This window comes from Methanoregula formicica SMSP, from assembly GCF_000327485.1.
Lineage (GTDB): Archaea > Halobacteriota > Methanomicrobia > Methanomicrobiales > Methanospirillaceae > Methanoregula > Methanoregula formicica.
In genome coordinates this window covers 2,604,366-2,618,882 of record NC_019943.1, presented here as the reverse complement: position 1 = coordinate 2,618,882, position 14,517 = coordinate 2,604,366, and the positions used below count along the sequence as shown (strand labels likewise).

Annotated in this window: 18 protein-coding genes and 1 tRNA gene; 7 read left to right on the top strand and 12 right to left on the bottom strand. The window is 58.0% G+C overall.

The features are described 5' to 3' along the window. Positions 1-27: 27 nt before the first annotated feature. Positions 28-642, bottom strand: coding sequence for an amino acid kinase family protein (locus METFOR_RS13145; protein WP_015286644.1), 615 nt, complete (start codon positions 640-642; stop codon positions 28-30). A gap of 64 nt (positions 643-706) precedes the next feature. On the opposite strand from METFOR_RS13145, the gene METFOR_RS13140 reads away from it, so the two are divergent. Continuing rightward, the gene (locus tag METFOR_RS13140) at positions 707-2,377 is read left to right on the top strand and encodes a phospholipase D-like domain-containing protein (RefSeq protein ID WP_015286643.1); all 1,671 of its coding nucleotides are present in this window, start codon (positions 707-709) and stop codon (positions 2,375-2,377) included. Between the two features lie 47 nt (positions 2,378-2,424). Here METFOR_RS13140 and METFOR_RS13135 read toward each other — a convergent pair whose 3' ends face one another. Next, on the bottom strand, positions 2,425-2,739 hold the full coding sequence (locus METFOR_RS13135; RefSeq protein WP_015286642.1) for a transcriptional regulator: 315 nt from the start codon (positions 2,737-2,739) through the stop codon (positions 2,425-2,427). Next, complete coding sequence (locus METFOR_RS13130; RefSeq protein ID WP_015286641.1) at positions 2,736-2,981, bottom strand: MarR family transcriptional regulator; 246 nt, start codon at positions 2,979-2,981, stop codon at positions 2,736-2,738. The genes METFOR_RS13135 and METFOR_RS13130 overlap by 4 nt, the downstream gene beginning before the upstream one ends. 77 nt (positions 2,982-3,058) lie before the next feature. Here METFOR_RS13130 and METFOR_RS13125 point away from each other — a divergent pair, with 77 nt between their 5' ends. After that, positions 3,059-3,424, top strand: coding sequence for a hypothetical protein (locus METFOR_RS13125; RefSeq protein WP_148277695.1), 366 nt, complete (start codon positions 3,059-3,061; stop codon positions 3,422-3,424). 41 nt (positions 3,425-3,465) lie between these two features. Here the strand turns inward: METFOR_RS13125 and METFOR_RS13120 are convergent, their stop codons facing one another. The 3 genes from METFOR_RS13120 to nadX all read right to left on the bottom strand — a co-directional run bounded on the left by METFOR_RS13120 (position 3,466) and on the right by nadX (position 5,772). Beyond that, on the bottom strand, positions 3,466-4,041 hold the full coding sequence (locus METFOR_RS13120; RefSeq protein ID WP_158491390.1) for a HEAT repeat domain-containing protein: 576 nt from the start codon (positions 4,039-4,041) through the stop codon (positions 3,466-3,468). A 109-nt stretch (positions 4,042-4,150) separates the two neighbouring features. Further along, positions 4,151-4,999, bottom strand: a complete 849-nt coding sequence (gene nadC, locus METFOR_RS13115; RefSeq protein ID WP_015286638.1) for a carboxylating nicotinate-nucleotide diphosphorylase — start codon at positions 4,997-4,999, stop codon at positions 4,151-4,153. Positions 5,000-5,013: 14 nt separating this feature from the next. Further along, positions 5,014-5,772, bottom strand: a complete 759-nt coding sequence (nadX, locus tag METFOR_RS13110) for an aspartate dehydrogenase (protein ID WP_015286637.1) — start codon at positions 5,770-5,772, stop codon at positions 5,014-5,016. Between the two features lie 63 nt (positions 5,773-5,835). Between nadX and METFOR_RS13105 the strand changes: the two genes are divergently transcribed. After that, a complete protein-coding gene (locus tag METFOR_RS13105; protein WP_015286636.1) occupies positions 5,836-7,092 on the top strand; it encodes a tRNA (N(6)-L-threonylcarbamoyladenosine(37)-C(2))-methylthiotransferase in 1,257 nt (418 codons plus the stop codon). 29 nt (positions 7,093-7,121) lie between these two features. On the opposite strand, the gene METFOR_RS13100 is transcribed toward METFOR_RS13105, so the two are convergent. From METFOR_RS13100 to METFOR_RS13080, 5 genes are all read right to left on the bottom strand, one after another. Next, complete coding sequence (locus METFOR_RS13100) at positions 7,122-7,406, bottom strand: hypothetical protein (RefSeq protein ID WP_015286635.1); 285 nt, start codon at positions 7,404-7,406, stop codon at positions 7,122-7,124. Then, positions 7,403-8,053 carry an energy-coupling factor ABC transporter permease gene (locus METFOR_RS13095; RefSeq protein WP_015286634.1) on the bottom strand — a complete coding sequence of 217 codons (651 nt, stop codon included), beginning with the start codon at positions 8,051-8,053 and terminating at the stop codon, positions 7,403-7,405. The genes METFOR_RS13100 and METFOR_RS13095 overlap by 4 nt, the downstream gene beginning before the upstream one ends. Positions 8,054-8,171: 118 nt before the next feature. After that, the gene (locus METFOR_RS13090) at positions 8,172-9,062 is read right to left on the bottom strand and encodes an energy-coupling factor ABC transporter ATP-binding protein (RefSeq protein WP_015286633.1); all 891 of its coding nucleotides are present in this window, start codon (positions 9,060-9,062) and stop codon (positions 8,172-8,174) included. Between the two features lie 3 nt (positions 9,063-9,065). Further along, complete coding sequence (locus METFOR_RS13085; protein WP_015286632.1) at positions 9,066-9,875, bottom strand: energy-coupling factor transporter transmembrane component T family protein; 810 nt, start codon at positions 9,873-9,875, stop codon at positions 9,066-9,068. Positions 9,876-9,883: 8 nt separating this feature from the next. After that, positions 9,884-10,351 (bottom strand): metal-dependent transcriptional regulator, encoded by a 468-nt coding sequence (locus tag METFOR_RS13080; protein ID WP_015286631.1) that lies wholly within the window; start codon positions 10,349-10,351, stop codon positions 9,884-9,886. A gap of 195 nt (positions 10,352-10,546) precedes the next feature. Here METFOR_RS13080 and METFOR_RS13075 point away from each other — a divergent pair, with 195 nt between their 5' ends. Beyond that, positions 10,547-11,086: a hypothetical protein gene (locus METFOR_RS13075; RefSeq protein ID WP_015286630.1), complete on the top strand. Its 540-nt coding sequence runs from the start codon at positions 10,547-10,549 to the stop codon at positions 11,084-11,086. A 94-nt stretch (positions 11,087-11,180) separates the two neighbouring features. Here the strand turns inward: METFOR_RS13075 and METFOR_RS13070 are convergent. Further along, a tRNA-Ile gene (locus METFOR_RS13070) sits at positions 11,181-11,254 on the bottom strand. A gap of 147 nt (positions 11,255-11,401) precedes the next feature. Here METFOR_RS13070 and iorA point away from each other — a divergent pair. Genes iorA through METFOR_RS13055 form a run of 3 tightly spaced genes read left to right on the top strand, consistent with a single transcriptional unit; the run spans position 11,402 to position 14,466 of the window. After that, positions 11,402-13,171 (top strand): indolepyruvate ferredoxin oxidoreductase subunit alpha, encoded by a 1,770-nt coding sequence (iorA, locus tag METFOR_RS13065; RefSeq protein WP_015286629.1) that lies wholly within the window; start codon positions 11,402-11,404, stop codon positions 13,169-13,171. Continuing rightward, positions 13,168-13,752 carry an indolepyruvate oxidoreductase subunit beta gene (locus METFOR_RS13060; RefSeq protein ID WP_015286628.1) on the top strand — a complete coding sequence of 195 codons (585 nt, stop codon included), beginning with the start codon at positions 13,168-13,170 and terminating at the stop codon, positions 13,750-13,752. Before iorA ends, METFOR_RS13060 begins: the two co-directional genes overlap by 4 nt. Beyond that, positions 13,753-14,466 carry a DNA-methyltransferase gene (locus METFOR_RS13055; protein WP_015286627.1) on the top strand — a complete coding sequence of 238 codons (714 nt, stop codon included), beginning with the start codon at positions 13,753-13,755 and terminating at the stop codon, positions 14,464-14,466. It begins immediately after the preceding gene. The last annotated feature ends 51 nt before the right edge of the window (positions 14,467-14,517 follow it).

The window sequence follows — 14,517 nt, the reverse complement described above, 5'->3', positions numbered from 1 at the left end:
ATTCCTATAGTATCTCTTTTGGAACCTTTAAAAGGTTGTACTGATCTGTGTCCCCCATACCGGTTCGCCGCGGAGGAATCCTGCAAGGAGATCCGGGTGTCTCCCGTTCAGGATGAAGGTCTCGACCTTATTTTTTATTACAAAGGGGATGAACAGCGGGTCGACAACATCGGTCTCCACCACCGCGCTCACTTGATCGAGAACCCCGAGTCCTGAAGGGATCCCATCCACAGATTTGAGAAGGATGAGGTCGAGGCCGAGCTCTGCGGCAATCCACGCGGCAATCGTATCCGAGGTGACGTCCCAGGAGTGAGGCAGGGGGTCGCGCTCTTTCAGGCAGCGCAGCGGAAGGAAGACCGTCGGCGTTTCGGGCGGGACAGGCTGTTCTGTGACGGGCAGGCCAAATGACGCCACGTACTCTCCATACCGGTCCATTGCAGCGATTGCCTCCCAGTGTGCCATTTCGTCGTCGAGACCTGCCTGCCGAACCACATTGGCAAAGGGCCCCCCTCCCGGGACAATGAGGAGCGGGCGCGGGGATACAGAGAGCACGGGAATGAGCGATGGGACGCTGTCGTACAGGCTCCCTCCGAATTTCACGACCAGCGGTCTTCTGTTCTCTCTTTTCGGTGTAGGCACCATCTAACCATCCCCAAAGAAAAATATTTCACACAATATAAGTTAGTTGACACGCAACACTTCATCTATGCGTTGTCTCCTCCTCCTCATGGTTCTTCTTGTCATTCCTGCAACAGCCGGTGCAGCAGGGACGGTCCTGATCACCGAGTTCTGCCCGGATCCCTACCTTGCAGGTGACCCCGACGAGTATCTTGTTCTCTCGGGGTACGGCCCGCTGGACGCGATCACGGTATCCGATGGAAAGAGCGGTTTTTCCTTTCCCCCGGGCAGTTCCATCGCTGGTACCCTGACCATTGCACGGAACGGGACTGCATTTCTCCAGAGCCACGGGAGGTTGCCGGCATATGAGTGGCAGGATTCGTCGGATGTGGTTCCGGACGTGATCAGCAGCAAATCCCTGCGCATGGCCAATGCCAACGACTCGCTCATGGTATACGACCGGGGAACTCTCATTCAGCAGGTATCCTGGCCCCGTGATGTTGCGGCACGCGAAGGGCAGGTGCATTTTCTTGAGAGAGGAATATGGGATCCGCGCCCGCTCATGCTCGGGCAGTCCCGCTTCCTCCCAGCAGATTTCTCTGACGTGACCGTAACGGCGTTCGTCTCCCCGGATTGTTCCGATGAGGCCTTCCTGTCGGTGATCGGCAACGCATCCGGGGAGATCCTGCTCAATGTATACGAGTTTTCGAGCCCGGCCATGGCGGATGCGCTGGCACGCGCCCGGGCGCGTGGTGTCACGGTAACGGTTCTCGTTGAAGGAGGGCCGGTCGGGGGTATCGGTGAAGAAGAGAAAGCAGCGCTGTGGGACCTGAACCGGAGCGGGATCCCTGTGTATGCAATGGTGTCGTCCGGGACCGCACATGCTCCCTACCGGTATGATCATGCCAAGTATGTTGTCATCGACCGGACAACGGTCCTTGTCGTGAGTGAGAATTTCAAGTACAACGGATTTGCACCGGAAGGGATCTCGGGCAACCGGGGGTGGGGCGTTGTCGTGCACGATCCTGCCATGGCAGGATATTTCGCCACGGTTTTCCAGGAGGACTTGCGGAGCCCATCTGTTGTCCCTTATTCCGGCGGGCCCGGACGGCGAGAAGTCATCTCCACGGAGACGCACACACCGGTATTTCACCCGCAGACGTTTACCGGTGCAACCGTCAGCCCTGTCCTTGCGCCCGACACCAGCAGCCAGGTGACGGCACTGATCGCCTCTGCAGAGAAGAGCATCGATATCGAGGAAGCCTATATCACCAACGAGACCCGGTTCACGTTGAACCCTTATCTCGCTGCGGCAATCGATGCCTCACGCCGCGGGGTCACAGTGCGGGTCCTTCTGGACTCCTATTGGTACAATACCGAAGGAAAAAATGACAATGACGAGATGGTAGAAATCATCAACCGCATTGCCACGGCCGAACACCTCCCGCTCGAAGCCCGGCTGGCAGACCTGGAAATAAGCCGTCTTGCGAAGATCCACAACAAAGGGGTCATTGTCGACGGCAGAAAGGTTCTGGTCAGCAGTGTCAACTGGAACAGCAACTCCCCGAATTTCAACCGGGAGGCCGGTGTAATCATCGACCATCCCGGTGTTGCAGAGTATTTTACGTCCGTGTTCGAAGAGGACTGGAACCCGGGCGTAAAGACACCCGGTCCTGGAACGGATTATGCAAAATTTATAATAGCGCTGCTGGTTGTTGCTGCCCTGCTGGGATACGGGTACTATCGCAGGAGGACGTAATCCTGAGTTGCCGGAGAACTATCCCGGAATTGTTTGATGAGAAAAGGTCAGAACGGGGTCTTCTGTTTGGCACACTGGCATACATCACAGAGATTGATGTCGCTCTCACCCGTAACAACGGCAAGAGCCCAGCGGTCGATCATCAGGTCAAGTTCTGAGGAGATCTCGACCTCTCCTGCACCCCGCTTCCTGCTCATGTACTGGGAGACTGCCGCTCTCGTGACACCAAGTTTTTTTGCCGCGTCGCTCTGGCTCAGTCCCTGCTTCTGCACCAGGCGGAAGACCATCTCGGCCCGCATGGGGGGCAAAAGGTTCCTGACCATGGTGTCGCAGTGCATCAGGGTACAGCAGTGCTTGGTCATGCAAATGCACTCTGGGGCTTTTCCACGTAGGATGACCTGTTCTGGTAGATGATCTGGCGGGCATCCCGGAAGTTGAACTTCTCGATGATGAGGCCGCGCTCCTTGAGTTTCTTTAACGCATACCGGACGGTCCGCGGTGCAAGGCGACTCTGCTGGACAATGTCCTTGTGGGTCATCGAACCGCCGGCATCCAGGATCTGGAGCACCGTCTTCGAGGATGGTGGTAGTGTTGCTGGTTGCATGTGAGTGATGTTAACACTGTTAACATATCAACTTGTCGGTTATTTATACAATAATTTTTATACGATAGTCCATGTTCATGCGCCAGGAACGCATCGCCCTTCTCCTGCTTGTGGGGGTGGCGGTTGTCGTCATCACGGCAAACAGTGCCCTGACCCTTATCGGGAAAGAGCCGTTCGCCCGGCCGTTCTCTGGTGACTCGCCGGACGGCGAACTGGTTGTCATCGAGGGGACTGTCAGCAGGGTGAACCTTATTGAAAATGGCGGGCATCTCACCCTTCTCGTGGCAAATACCACCATCTTTGTTCCGGCACCTGTCGCTCAGGGGCGCGTGATACACCGGAACGATACGGTACGGGCATTTGGGATCGTGGAGACGTACCGGGGGAACAAGGAGATCGTGGTCAGCAATACCGATGATCTTCGGATTACGACGCACCCCTGACAGGAAAACAGCGTGTGGATCGTCCCGTAAGGAGGTGATGGTTATGATGGCGACGGGGACCCGGCCGGCTCCTGCGGCTCGGCACCCATAGAGAGTAGCGCATTTCGCGCAGCCTCGCGGACTGTCGCATCGGGATCGCCTAAGGATTCGGTCAGGTTGGGCACGACGCGCCTGTCTCCGATTGCCCCCAGCGCCCAGGCTGCCACTTTCCGGACACGGGTCTTCATATCCTTGAGGAGAACGATCAGGCGGTCAACAGCCCGGGGATCTTTCAGTTTCCCAAGACCCCACGCAGCACCTTCCCGTAACCATTTGTTATCTGATGCCGATGCCTCCAGCAGGGGCTCCAGCGCCCGTTTGTCCCCAATCTGGCCCAGCGACTTTGCGGCAAGCCACTGGACATCGACATACGGGTCTTTCAGGGCTTCGATGAGCGGGCCGACAGCTTCCGGATCGCGCTCGGGCCCGAGCATCTCCGCAGCCTGCCAGCGGAAATTCAGGTTGGGATCCTTCAGCAGGGCAATCAGGCCGCGGACGCGGCGCTTCCGCCGCTCTTCGATCACTTCCGGGTCTTCCACACTGGCCGGCCCTGCTGGTTCCGGTAATGGGGGTGACACCTCATTCTCCTGCATTGTTCCCTCAACAACCTCCCATTTGGGATGACCCAAGATAATGGTTTCTTTCCCGAATCTCACGGGTGAGGGAATAAAAAAGGAAAAGATCGGTTCAGGCAGTGGTGACCGGTCGGATCTCAAGGCTGAAGGAGATGTTCCGCACGCTATGGGTGAGCGAACCCATGCTGATCACATCTACGCCGCAGGCCGCATAGTTCGGAAGCGTCTCCTCATCGATTCCCCCGGAGATCTCGATGACAACGCGGTCCCGTACCCCGTTTTCCTGAAGCGATGCAAGCGTCTCCTGCACCTGCAACGGCATCATGTTGTCGAGCATGATGATATCTGCGCCGGCCCGGGCAGCCCGTACGGCATCTGCGGCCGATTCAACCTCGACTTCGATCTTCTTGTACGCCGAGTGCGCCCGGGCCTTATGGATGGCTTTTTCGAGAGGCACGATAGCAAGGTGGTTGTCCTTGATCAGGATCCCGTCGCTCAGGTTCATCCGGTGGGGATCGCCCCCGCCGATCTGCACGGCTTTCTTGTCAAACCTCCGGAAGCCGGGGCAGGTCTTCCGGGTGCCGGCCACCCGGCATGCCGGGTTCACGCGTCTCACGATTGCCGCCATGGCTGCCGTGCGGGTAGCAATACCGCTCATCCGCCCGAGGATGTTGAGCGCTGTCCGCTCGACAAGGAGGATGTTTTTCGCAGTTCCTGAAAAGGTGAGAACGGACTCGTCCCTTCTTACCGTGTCACCATCCCGTTTTCCGTTCGTGACCGCGATACCAAAGTGGGTGAAGAGGAGTGTCGCCTCTTCTATCCCGGCAAGGGTGCCATCCTGTTCCGCGCGGATGGCGGCCGTGCAGGTGATATCGGGAATAACCGCTTCTGACGTCACATCGCCCGCAGGGGTATCTTCTTTGAGGAAATCAAGCAATTCATCGAGAACCGTCATACCCATCCCATCTTCATCCCTTATGTTCCGACAACGATCGGGTCGTCCATCTTCTCCAGGAGCGAGAGCACGGAGAGGGCGGCAAGGTAACTGGTTGCAGGGTTGTCGGGGCTGGGCATGTTGGTGACGCGGACATAGGTCTCGCCGAAGTCTCCTTCAATGAAGAGTTCGTGGACGTTCTGGTCCACCGCGGGATCAACGAAGAGTTCGACATCGGCATCCATGCCGGCAGCAAGGCTCATGGCAACCGACACATTGACGTTTTTCGGGAAGGATTTAATACACTCGTTGGCCTTCCCGGCAAAGATCTGCCGCCGTTCGTGCGCCTCGATTCCCAGCGCTGCAGGGCTCTTGGTTGTCCGGAGCAGGAGCTTTCTGAGTGTCGATATCCTCCCGATCTTGAGGTTGTCGAGGCCGAAGATTGCCCCGCTCGGAATGTAGACTTTTCTGCCGTTCTCGCGGGCCTTTGCCCGGATCAGGTTCCGGAAGCCCGGGTCGGTCAGGGCGCCGACGCTCATGATCACCATGTCTTTTCCGTGAGCCAGCACGTCCGGCGCATGCCGTTTGACCGCGCTGACTGACGCGGCTTCGACCACGATGTCAAAGCCAGCCTGGATAAAGGAATCGAATTCCCGGTACGCTGTTGCACCGGAAATTGCCTCGATCTCCCGGGCGCGATCGGGGACCTGGTCAAACACTGCCACGATCGTGAACCGGCCTGCATGGCGTGCAATGATATGCCCGATGTTGCCGCAGCCGAGCAGCCCGATCCGTAACATGGTAAACAGGTTACGGGTGCAATCGGTTAAGTGTTGTGTCCGGAAATATCATATGGCGAAACGATGGCACCTGGTGAACCACAATCCGGTGACTATGATAACCTTCCGCCCGGGCTCTGCAACCGGAGGGTCTGTATCGAAACCTACGGGTGCCGGTATAATTTCGGGGATACGGCCAAACTCACCGAGGTATTGAAACACCGGGGCTGCAGTATTGCCGATTCTGTGGATGATGCCGACGTTGTCATCGTCAATACCTGCACGGTGGTCGGGCCGACAGAGCGGCGGATGCTTCGCAGGCTCTCGGCGCTGCGGGACCGGGATCTCTTTGTTACAGGCTGCATGCCTCAGGTCCAGAAGGAGGCTATCCTCTCGGTCTGCGATCCCGGTTTCATTGCACCGGATGCAATACAGGAGTGGTACCGCCGGGTGGGCACGGTTGCCGCCGGCAGTGTGGGGATTGTGCAGCTTGCACAGGGGTGCAACGGCACCTGTACCTATTGTATCACTCGGCAGGCACGGGGCCCGCTCCGGAGTTTTCCCCTGCACGAGGTCCGCAGGCAGGTGGCAGCATATGCCGCGTGTGGTGCAGCAGAGATCCAACTGACGGCCCAGGATGTCAGTTCCTATGGAAAGGATATCGGCCTGTCCCTTGCCGGCCTGCTGAACGATATTGGCGATCCCCCGGGGAGCTACTGCATCCGTGTCGGGATGATGAATCCAGCAACGGTCATGGACGATCTCGATGCGATCATTGATGCCTTCTCCGCAGAAAGGATCTTTCGATTCCTCCACCTTCCGGTACAGTCCGGATCCGACACCATCCTGGAACGGATGGGCCGGCAGTATACGGTCCGGGACTTCTGCAGGATTATCGCCGCATTCAGGAAACGCTACCCGGAGATCACGGTGATGACCGACATGATCGCCGGGTTCCCCGGGGAAACGGAGGAGGACTTCTCCGCCTCGATCGACCTCATCCGCCGCCTCCGGCCAAACAAGGTGAACGTGACCCGGTACTCGAAACGGCCTTTCACGCCCCTCTCGCAGGAAAAGGACATCCTAGATTCCGTCAAAAAGAATCGCTCCCGCATCATGTTGTCCTGTTCCGAACAGGTCTATGCAGAGGTAAACCGGCCCTGGCTTGGGCGGGAGGTCCCGTTCATTGTCACGGAAACGATCCGGGAAGGTTCCGTCATGGCCCGTTCCCCGGCCTACCAGGGCATCGTCATCAATGAGGACCTGCCGGTGGGATATGAAGGGCATGCCGTGCTCAGGAAAGACCGGAAGTACTTTTTCATTGGTGAGCGGGTGACCTGACTGCACGTCCACACCGGAATGTGGCCTGCTCAGATCCGGTAATGATAGTAAAGAGCAGCGCAGCCGAGTGCAAGGCAACAGAGAAGTATCCCGTACAGCAGCGGGTTGCCTTCGATAGCAAACCCGGCACCACCGTCCTCTCCGTGTCCTGCATCCTCCCCATGCTCCTCAAAAGAAAGGCCGGCGGCCGAATGGAACCGTTCCTCGATACCCTGCGGCCCGGTTGCCTGGAATGCCAGGATCGCGGCTGCAAGGAGGATGGCTGCGATCAAGCAGAAGAGAATCAGCCCCCGCTTTTCCAGAAGCCCTGTCATCGTCCCTGCTCTCCCAGAAGGTCCGGCCGGACATTCCCGATATATCGCACAATGAGTCCCGAGATGAGCGCCTCGATCACGGCCACTCCCATGTTCACGGCGACAATGAGAGAGAGGCCGGCAAGGACCTGTCCCGATGACTGGGCTATCCCCTGGACCCCGGAGAGCAAAATGATCGCGATCATGATGAGGTTGCCGCAGAAGAGTCCGGCGAATGTGGCAATCGCTGCCCGGGAGAAGAGATCGGGAATGAACGTGCGGGATCCCCGGAAGACCGCCCATGCAATGAGAACCTCGGCAAGGTTCACGAGCACGTTTGCCCCTACAAGGCCCCATCCCCCGTGGCCGATGGCTGCCGAGAGGATATTAATGACCAGTATCACGAGGGAACCGAGCACCGGCCCGGCAAGGATGCCGACAAGGGGTGTCAGGTTCAGGTGGACTCCGCCAAAGAGCGGGATATTGACCTGGAAGAGCGCGAAGGCTGCTGCCGTCACAAACGCGGCAACGGTGATCCTGCCGGTATCCTTTCGCCCCTGAGACCGTAAGATCCAGAGTGCAATCCCGATGCATGCAAGGGCAAGGAGCCACCAGACAAGGACCCAGGTGAGCGGGAACGCCCCGTCTTCGAGATGGATGTGTGCCATGGTTTCTCACTCCTCCCCGGGTGAACGATGCTGTCTGATCAACCATTATTCCGGGAAACATAAAAACATGAGGAAATGTTTGGTAACACCCCAAACTTTCCGGGTCCTTACATTCCGGTTACCTGCCAGGACCTGTCCCGAGCAGCCGCACCAGTTCCACCCTTGTGACAGGCCGCTCGTCCCGTTTCCCTCCCTGTGACCTGCAGTACTCAAGCCATGTCTTGACCGTATCCGGCTGTTTCAGCCCCGCCTCATGGATCAGATCGGAGTCATAGAACACATCGCGCGGACTCCCCTCTGCAAAGACCGCCCCGTTTCTGACAAGGCAGATGCGGTCTGCGATCCGTGCCGCGAGTTCGAGGTCGTGAGTGGCGATCACGACACTGATGCCATACCGTGTTTTCAGCTCCACGATGAGACGTTCAATCCGGGCACTGTGGACGGGATCCAGATCGGAGGTCGGCTCGTCCATGGCAATAATCCGCGGCTTCATGGCAAGGATCCCGGCTATCGAGACAAGCCTCTTCTGCCCGCCGCTCAGGTAATTGGGCAGCTTACCCACAAGTTCTGCGGCACCGACTGCCTCAAGCGCTTCGAGCGCCGCCGTTCTCGCTTCTTCCGGTGCCATGCCCAGGTTCAGCGGACCGAACATGACATCGTCAAGGACCGTTGGTGCAAACAACTGGTCCTCGGAACGCTGGAAGATCACCCCCACCTCTTTCCAGAGGCCCTCGCGTTCCCCGCGGGTGACCGACCTGCCGTTAATCACGATATCGCCTTTTGTGGGAAGGAGCAGGCCGTTCAGGTGCTCGATGAGCGTGGATTTGCCCGAGCCGTTGGGGCCGCACAGGGCAACGATCTCGTCTTTTAAGACATGGAAACACATCTCATGGATCCCAACGCTCCCGTCAGGATACGTATGACTGGCGCAGTCAACGTGGATCAGTTCACGCGAGGGATCCTCATGCTCGCAGTGCAGGTGGTCGGGATCGTGGCGCATGATTGTCATGGTTCACCACCCTCCAGCCGCATGCGGGGAGATCCAGACGAGCAGGAATACTGCAGAACATCCTGCGCAGATCAGCGCATACCCGGCAATCCCCGGCCCGGGTATCTTCGTGTGGGCGGAAAATGACCCGTTATATCCCCGTGCCACCATTGCTTTCTCGACGCGTTCAGCACGCTCGAAGGAACGGATGAAGACAAGGCCGAAGATACCGGCAAAGAGGCGCCCCTGGACCCGGATGGATCGGATGAGTCCCCCACCCCGTGAGCGGACTGCCTTTAAGAGGGATGCGGCCATGGCAAGGGTCAGGAAGAGGAACCGGTAGGCAAGGAGGAAGACCTGGTCGAGCGGCGAAGGAAAGATGCGGGAAACCATGGCCGAGAAGTGGGCATACTTCGTGGTCATGAGGAAGAAGAGCGAAAACGTGACCGAGATGAGCGCCTTAACGAGCAGGGTAACGACAAGGATGATGCCCTGGTCGGTAAGCGTGAGAACAAACCCTCCGACAGGAATGGAGAAGAGCGGGACGCCGGGCTCTGTCCACGCCAGGATCCCCACAAGCGAGAGCACAAAGATCACGGGCATGGCGTACCAGGCAATGATCTTCCTCATGGGGAGTCCGGCAGCAATGCAGGATACGAAAATCACGGTGTACAGGGCGGAAAGGATAGGGAGGGTGCTCGTGATGGTGATTGTGAGGACGATCAGGATGAGCAGGATGAGCTTGGTCCAGGGACTTGCCCGGGAGAAGACCGAATCCTGCCGTTCGGCGCAGCTGGTGATGATGTCGAGGTCCGGGATGTGTTCTGCGATCATGGACGGGCTCACGAGCGCACGATCCGTTTCTTCCCGTGTTCATGCCGTGCATTCTCAGCCAAGCATCCATCATCATGGGTGATCTCCCCGCAGGCGCCCAGTTGCGGGTGGCCCATGGCCCGGCACATGGTGTCGATTGCGTTGCGGGAGATGAAACTCTCGAACCGGGAGACCTCCCGGCATGCATCCTCGCGGGAGAGCCCGTTCCTGACAAGGAGGAGGCTTAAGATCCGGTGACGCTTCACCAGGAATTGCGCGTACTGCTTCCCCTCATCGGTCAAGCTTACGCCATAGTAGGGGGTATGGTGCAGGTATCCAGTCTCTGCCAGATCCCCGATAATCTTGGTTATCGTGGAGGGATCAACGCCAAAGTGGGCGGCGATCTCCGTTGTCCGCGCACTGCCGCCCCGTTCTGAAAGGAAGCGGAGAAACCCGACCTTCCGTGGGGCCAGTTCGAGCCCTTCGACCGGTGTCATCTATCCTTGGTTATCGGTGATCGCGGATAAAGTTTGGGGGGATACCAAATATTTCATGTTGTCACCCTTTCACCGTTTCCTGCAGCATGTCCTTTGTCATGGGGATGACCGGGTACCGGAAAGGAGTCGTTTTATAGCTCGGGCATGAACACTTCTTATCTTTGATACAGACTGTTACACGGGGAGTTTTTGAGAATGGACGATGTCGAGAAGGGATTTGACGCCCTCATGCAGAAGATTGAGGCACTGCAGGAGAACGAGAAGGCACTGGCGGAAACGATACGGGAGAACGAGGCCCGGCTCTTACAAAATATGGCAACATCGGCAATCCCGGTGGTGAAGATCGTGGGCCTCAACATGCTCAAGAAGGGCAAGCAGGACACCAAGGGGGAGATCTACGACCCCCAGTACTATTCCCAGAAGATGATCATCCTCGGAAAGTCCGAACAGCCATCCGCGTTCCGCCCCGACAACCCCTCAATGCCCGTTGTCGACCAGTTCTGTGTCCTCTCAGAGGACGGGGATTTCTTCGAACTGATGTACAGTTTCGACGGGTTTTTGACCGACTCCTACCTCAATCCCGTCACAGCAAAGAGGGCGCTCGAGGTCTACGGCTATGACATCATGTTCATGCTGTACCGCGCAATGCATGACTATCTTAAGAATGAGGAGGCGCTCCTTGCCTCGCTGGAGATTGTCATCGGGTACGTGTTCGGCAAAAAACAGCAGGAATGATCCTGCGCCCCTTTTTTTTATTCTAATGAAAAAGACCATCAGGTCTCGTTGCTGTGAAGGTATTGTAAAATTAGCAAAAACAATGAAAATGCGATGGGCCCGATGAGATTCGAACTCATGACCTCCCGGTTATCAGCCGGGCGCACCACCTGGCTATGCTACGGGCCCGATAGTTGGTTGGATTTTACCCTAATTACTACTCCACCGGAGTTTTTATAGGTTGTGAATCCACAAGCGCAGGTAACGGATCCTGTCCGGGATCTTTAGATAGGGATATGTGTAAAAAGACCACGGTAATTATACGGAACTGGGATCATGGAACGGAAGTATCTCCTTGGGAATGAAGCAATAGCGCATGCCTGTCTCGAAGCGGGTGTGGACTTTGTCTGCGGCTACCCCGGTACGCCCTCGTCCGAAGTGATCGATACGCTGCGGGCACAGCCGGAACGGCCGTATTACCTTGAATGGTCGGTGAACGAGAAAGTGGCGCTGGAGAACGCGCTTGCCGCAGCTTGGTGCGGTGTCCGCGCAATCTGCACCATGAAGCATGTGGGGCTGAATGTTGCTGCCGATCCGCTGATGACGAGCGCTTATACTGGTGTGACCGGGGGCCTTGTCATCCTGAGCGCGGACGACCCGTTCGCCCACAGTTCCCAGAACGAGCAGGACACCCGGTGCTATGCGCACTTCGCGCGGGTGCCCTGCCTGGACCCGGCGAGCGTGCAGGAAGCGCACGACATGGTCTCTGAGGCATTCGCCCTTTCCGAGGAGTTTGGTATTCCGGTGATCTTCCGTCCCACGACCCGCATCTGCCACTCGAAGGGTGATGTGGGGCTCGGACCTGTGACAAAGAGCACACGGAAGGGCGAGTTCAAAAAAGACCCACGGCAATATGTCGTGATTCCGGCCCATACCCGCGTACTTCACAAGAAGCTCAACGAGAAGCAGCCCGCCATCCGGAAGCGGCTCGTGGACCTTGGCCTGAACCGGTACGAGATCCGCGGGAAGACTGCGGTCATCGCGAGTGGTATCGGGGCTACCTATGTGCAGGAACTCCTGCCGGAAGGGGTCTCTTTCATGAAGATCGGGGCATACCCGATTGATGAGGAATGGCTCGGTGACTTCGTCAGGAAACACGAAAGAGTCCTGGTTATCGAAGAACTTGCACCGGAAGTCGAGGAGACGGTACGGCAGGTGGCAGGCACGGTCCCGGTATTTGGCAAGAAGAACGGGTATGCACCCTACGAAGGAGAGTTATCGCCGCAGGCAGTTGCGGCCATCATGGAGAAGGCAGGCATCCTCAAAAAAAGCCCGCTTGCCGCGCCCGCGCCCGTCACGGACCTGCCGGTCCGCCCCCCGATCCTTTGTGCGGGCTGCCTCCACCGCGGGGCCTTCTATGCAATAAAGAAGGTCTTCCGCGACGCAGTTTACCCTAGCGACATCGGGTGCTATACCCTCGGCCTCCAGCTTGGGGCCGTGGACACGACCATCTGCATGGGCGCGTCAATAACGGTTGGCAGCGGGATCGCCCACTCCGGTGAGACTCATGATGTGGTCTGTACGATCGGGGACTCCACGTTCCTGCACACAGGGATCCAGGGCCTGATGAACGCCGTCTACAATGGCGCGAACATGACTGTCGTCATCCTCGACAATCGGATCACGGCCATGACCGGCCACCAGCCGAACCCGAACACCGGCCTGACGGCGTGCGGCGTGGAGACCCCGACAATCTCGCTCGATGCGGTCTGCCGGGCCTGCGGGGCGACCTTTGTCGAGACCGTTGACCCGTACGACGTCACCGGCATGGTGAATGTCCTCTCGGAGGCAAAGAAAAGGAAGGGCGTCAAAGTCATTATCGCCAAGCAGATGTGCGTCATCACTGCCCGCCGCATGGGCGTGAAGCGCGGGCGTTACGAGGTCGACACCGAAGCCTGCACCGGGTGCGGGACCTGTGTACGGTTCGGCTGCCCGGCGATAGAATTCGCCGATGAGAAAGCGCGGATCAATGATCTCTGCAGCGGCTGTGCGGTCTGCGCCCAGCTCTGTCCTGTCGGGGCGATTGGCAAGGAGAGAAAGAAATGACCGGCAGCTTCGACATCCTGATTGTCGGTATCGGCGGGCAGGGCACGATCCTTGCATCCAATATCCTTGGCGAGGCCTGCCTCATCGAGGGAAGGCACATCAAGGGTGCGGAGACCCACGGCATGGCCCAGCGCGGCGGTTCGGTTGAGAGCCATATTCGCATCGACGGGCTGTACGGCCCCCTCATTCCCCCGGGGCAGGCAGACCTCCTGATCTCGTTTGACCTCCTGGAGGCGCTGCGGTACTCCCATTACCTGAAAAAGGAGGGAACTGCGGTTGTGAGCAGGAACCTTGTCATACCGACGTCAGTCTATACCCAGAAACTCACTCCCCCGACCGAGGATGAGATTATCGCCGCACTCAAAAAACACGGCCTCTGCCTTATCGAGGCAGACCGCATCGCAACCGAGGCGGGGAGCCCGCTCTCCCAGAATGTCGTGATGCTGGGCGCGGCTTCCCGGTGGATCCCGCTGAAACCGGAGAACCTGCTCGAAGCAGTGAAGCGGCTGGTCCCGAAAAAGACGATCGAGATCAATGCAAAGGCCTTCCAGATGGGGCGGGACGCCGGCGGGAAGAGCTGAATGAAGAAGCCCGGCGCATTCCGGCCGGATACCCTGTACCAGGGCGACGCGCTCGAACTTCTCCCCCGCATCCCGGATGGCACGGTCGATCTGATCGTCACCGACCCCCCGTTTGCCATCGACTTCCGGGCGCAAAGGCTCAATTACAACCGGAAGGGATCCAATGTTCTCGAGGGATACCGCGAGGTGCCGGAAGAAGAGTACGGTGAGTTCACGCGCCAGTGGATCGCCGAAGCGGCCCGTGTTCTCTCTCCGGCCGGCAGCATGTACATCTTTTCCGGGTGGAACCGGCTCCGGGACATCCTCGAAGGGATCGATGAAGCGGGTCTTACTACCGTCAACCATCTCATCTGGAAGTACCAGTTCGGTGTCTTCACGAAGAAGAAATACGTGACCAGCCATTACCATATCCTGTTCGTGGCAAAGGACCCGAAGCAGTACACGTTCAACAAGATCGACCATTATCCTGAGGATGTCTGGGTGATCAACCGCGAGTACTGGAAGGGGAAGATGAAGACCCCGACCAAGCTTCCCCGGGAACTGGTACGGAAAATTCTGTTGTACTCCAGCAACCCCGGCGATCTGGTCCTTGACCCTTTTCTTGGTTCCGGCACCGTGGCGCTGGTGGCAAAAGAGGAAGGCCGGCATTTCCTTGGTTTTGAAATCGTGCCGGAATATTATCTCTTTGCCAAAAACTGTCTGGATGAGCAATAAATTTCCGGCAGGTTTATTGACGGGCCCCGGTACGGGAAAAATGCAGGAGGG

Coding starts and splice junctions, on each gene's coding strand:
- METFOR_RS13060 (WP_015286628.1), top strand. CDS start 13,168: ATGACCGGCAGCTTCGACATCCTGATTGTCGGTATCGGCGGGCAGGGC.
- METFOR_RS13075 (WP_015286630.1), top strand. CDS start 10,547: ATGGACGATGTCGAGAAGGGATTTGACGCCCTCATGCAGAAGATTGAG.
- METFOR_RS13125 (WP_148277695.1), top strand. CDS start 3,059: ATGCGCCAGGAACGCATCGCCCTTCTCCTGCTTGTGGGGGTGGCGGTT.
- nadC (WP_015286638.1), bottom strand. CDS start 4,999: ATGGGTATGACGGTTCTCGATGAATTGCTTGATTTCCTCAAAGAAGAT.
- iorA (WP_015286629.1), top strand. CDS start 11,402: ATGGAACGGAAGTATCTCCTTGGGAATGAAGCAATAGCGCATGCCTGT.
- METFOR_RS13095 (WP_015286634.1), bottom strand. CDS start 8,053: ATGGCACACATCCATCTCGAAGACGGGGCGTTCCCGCTCACCTGGGTC.
- nadX (WP_015286637.1), bottom strand. CDS start 5,772: ATGTTACGGATCGGGCTGCTCGGCTGCGGCAACATCGGGCATATCATT.
- METFOR_RS13135 (WP_015286642.1), bottom strand. CDS start 2,739: ATGACCAAGCACTGCTGTACCCTGATGCACTGCGACACCATGGTCAGG.
- METFOR_RS13055 (WP_015286627.1), top strand. CDS start 13,753: ATGAAGAAGCCCGGCGCATTCCGGCCGGATACCCTGTACCAGGGCGAC.
- METFOR_RS13130 (WP_015286641.1), bottom strand. CDS start 2,981: ATGCAACCAGCAACACTACCACCATCCTCGAAGACGGTGCTCCAGATC.
- METFOR_RS13145 (WP_015286644.1), bottom strand. CDS start 642: ATGGTGCCTACACCGAAAAGAGAGAACAGAAGACCGCTGGTCGTGAAA.
- METFOR_RS13100 (WP_015286635.1), bottom strand. CDS start 7,406: ATGACAGGGCTTCTGGAAAAGCGGGGGCTGATTCTCTTCTGCTTGATC.
- METFOR_RS13090 (WP_015286633.1), bottom strand. CDS start 9,062: ATGACAATCATGCGCCACGATCCCGACCACCTGCACTGCGAGCATGAG.
- METFOR_RS13140 (WP_015286643.1), top strand. CDS start 707: ATGCGTTGTCTCCTCCTCCTCATGGTTCTTCTTGTCATTCCTGCAACA.
- METFOR_RS13105 (WP_015286636.1), top strand. CDS start 5,836: ATGGCACCTGGTGAACCACAATCCGGTGACTATGATAACCTTCCGCCC.
- METFOR_RS13085 (WP_015286632.1), bottom strand. CDS start 9,875: ATGATCGCAGAACACATCCCGGACCTCGACATCATCACCAGCTGCGCC.
- METFOR_RS13080 (WP_015286631.1), bottom strand. CDS start 10,351: ATGACACCGGTCGAAGGGCTCGAACTGGCCCCACGGAAGGTCGGGTTT.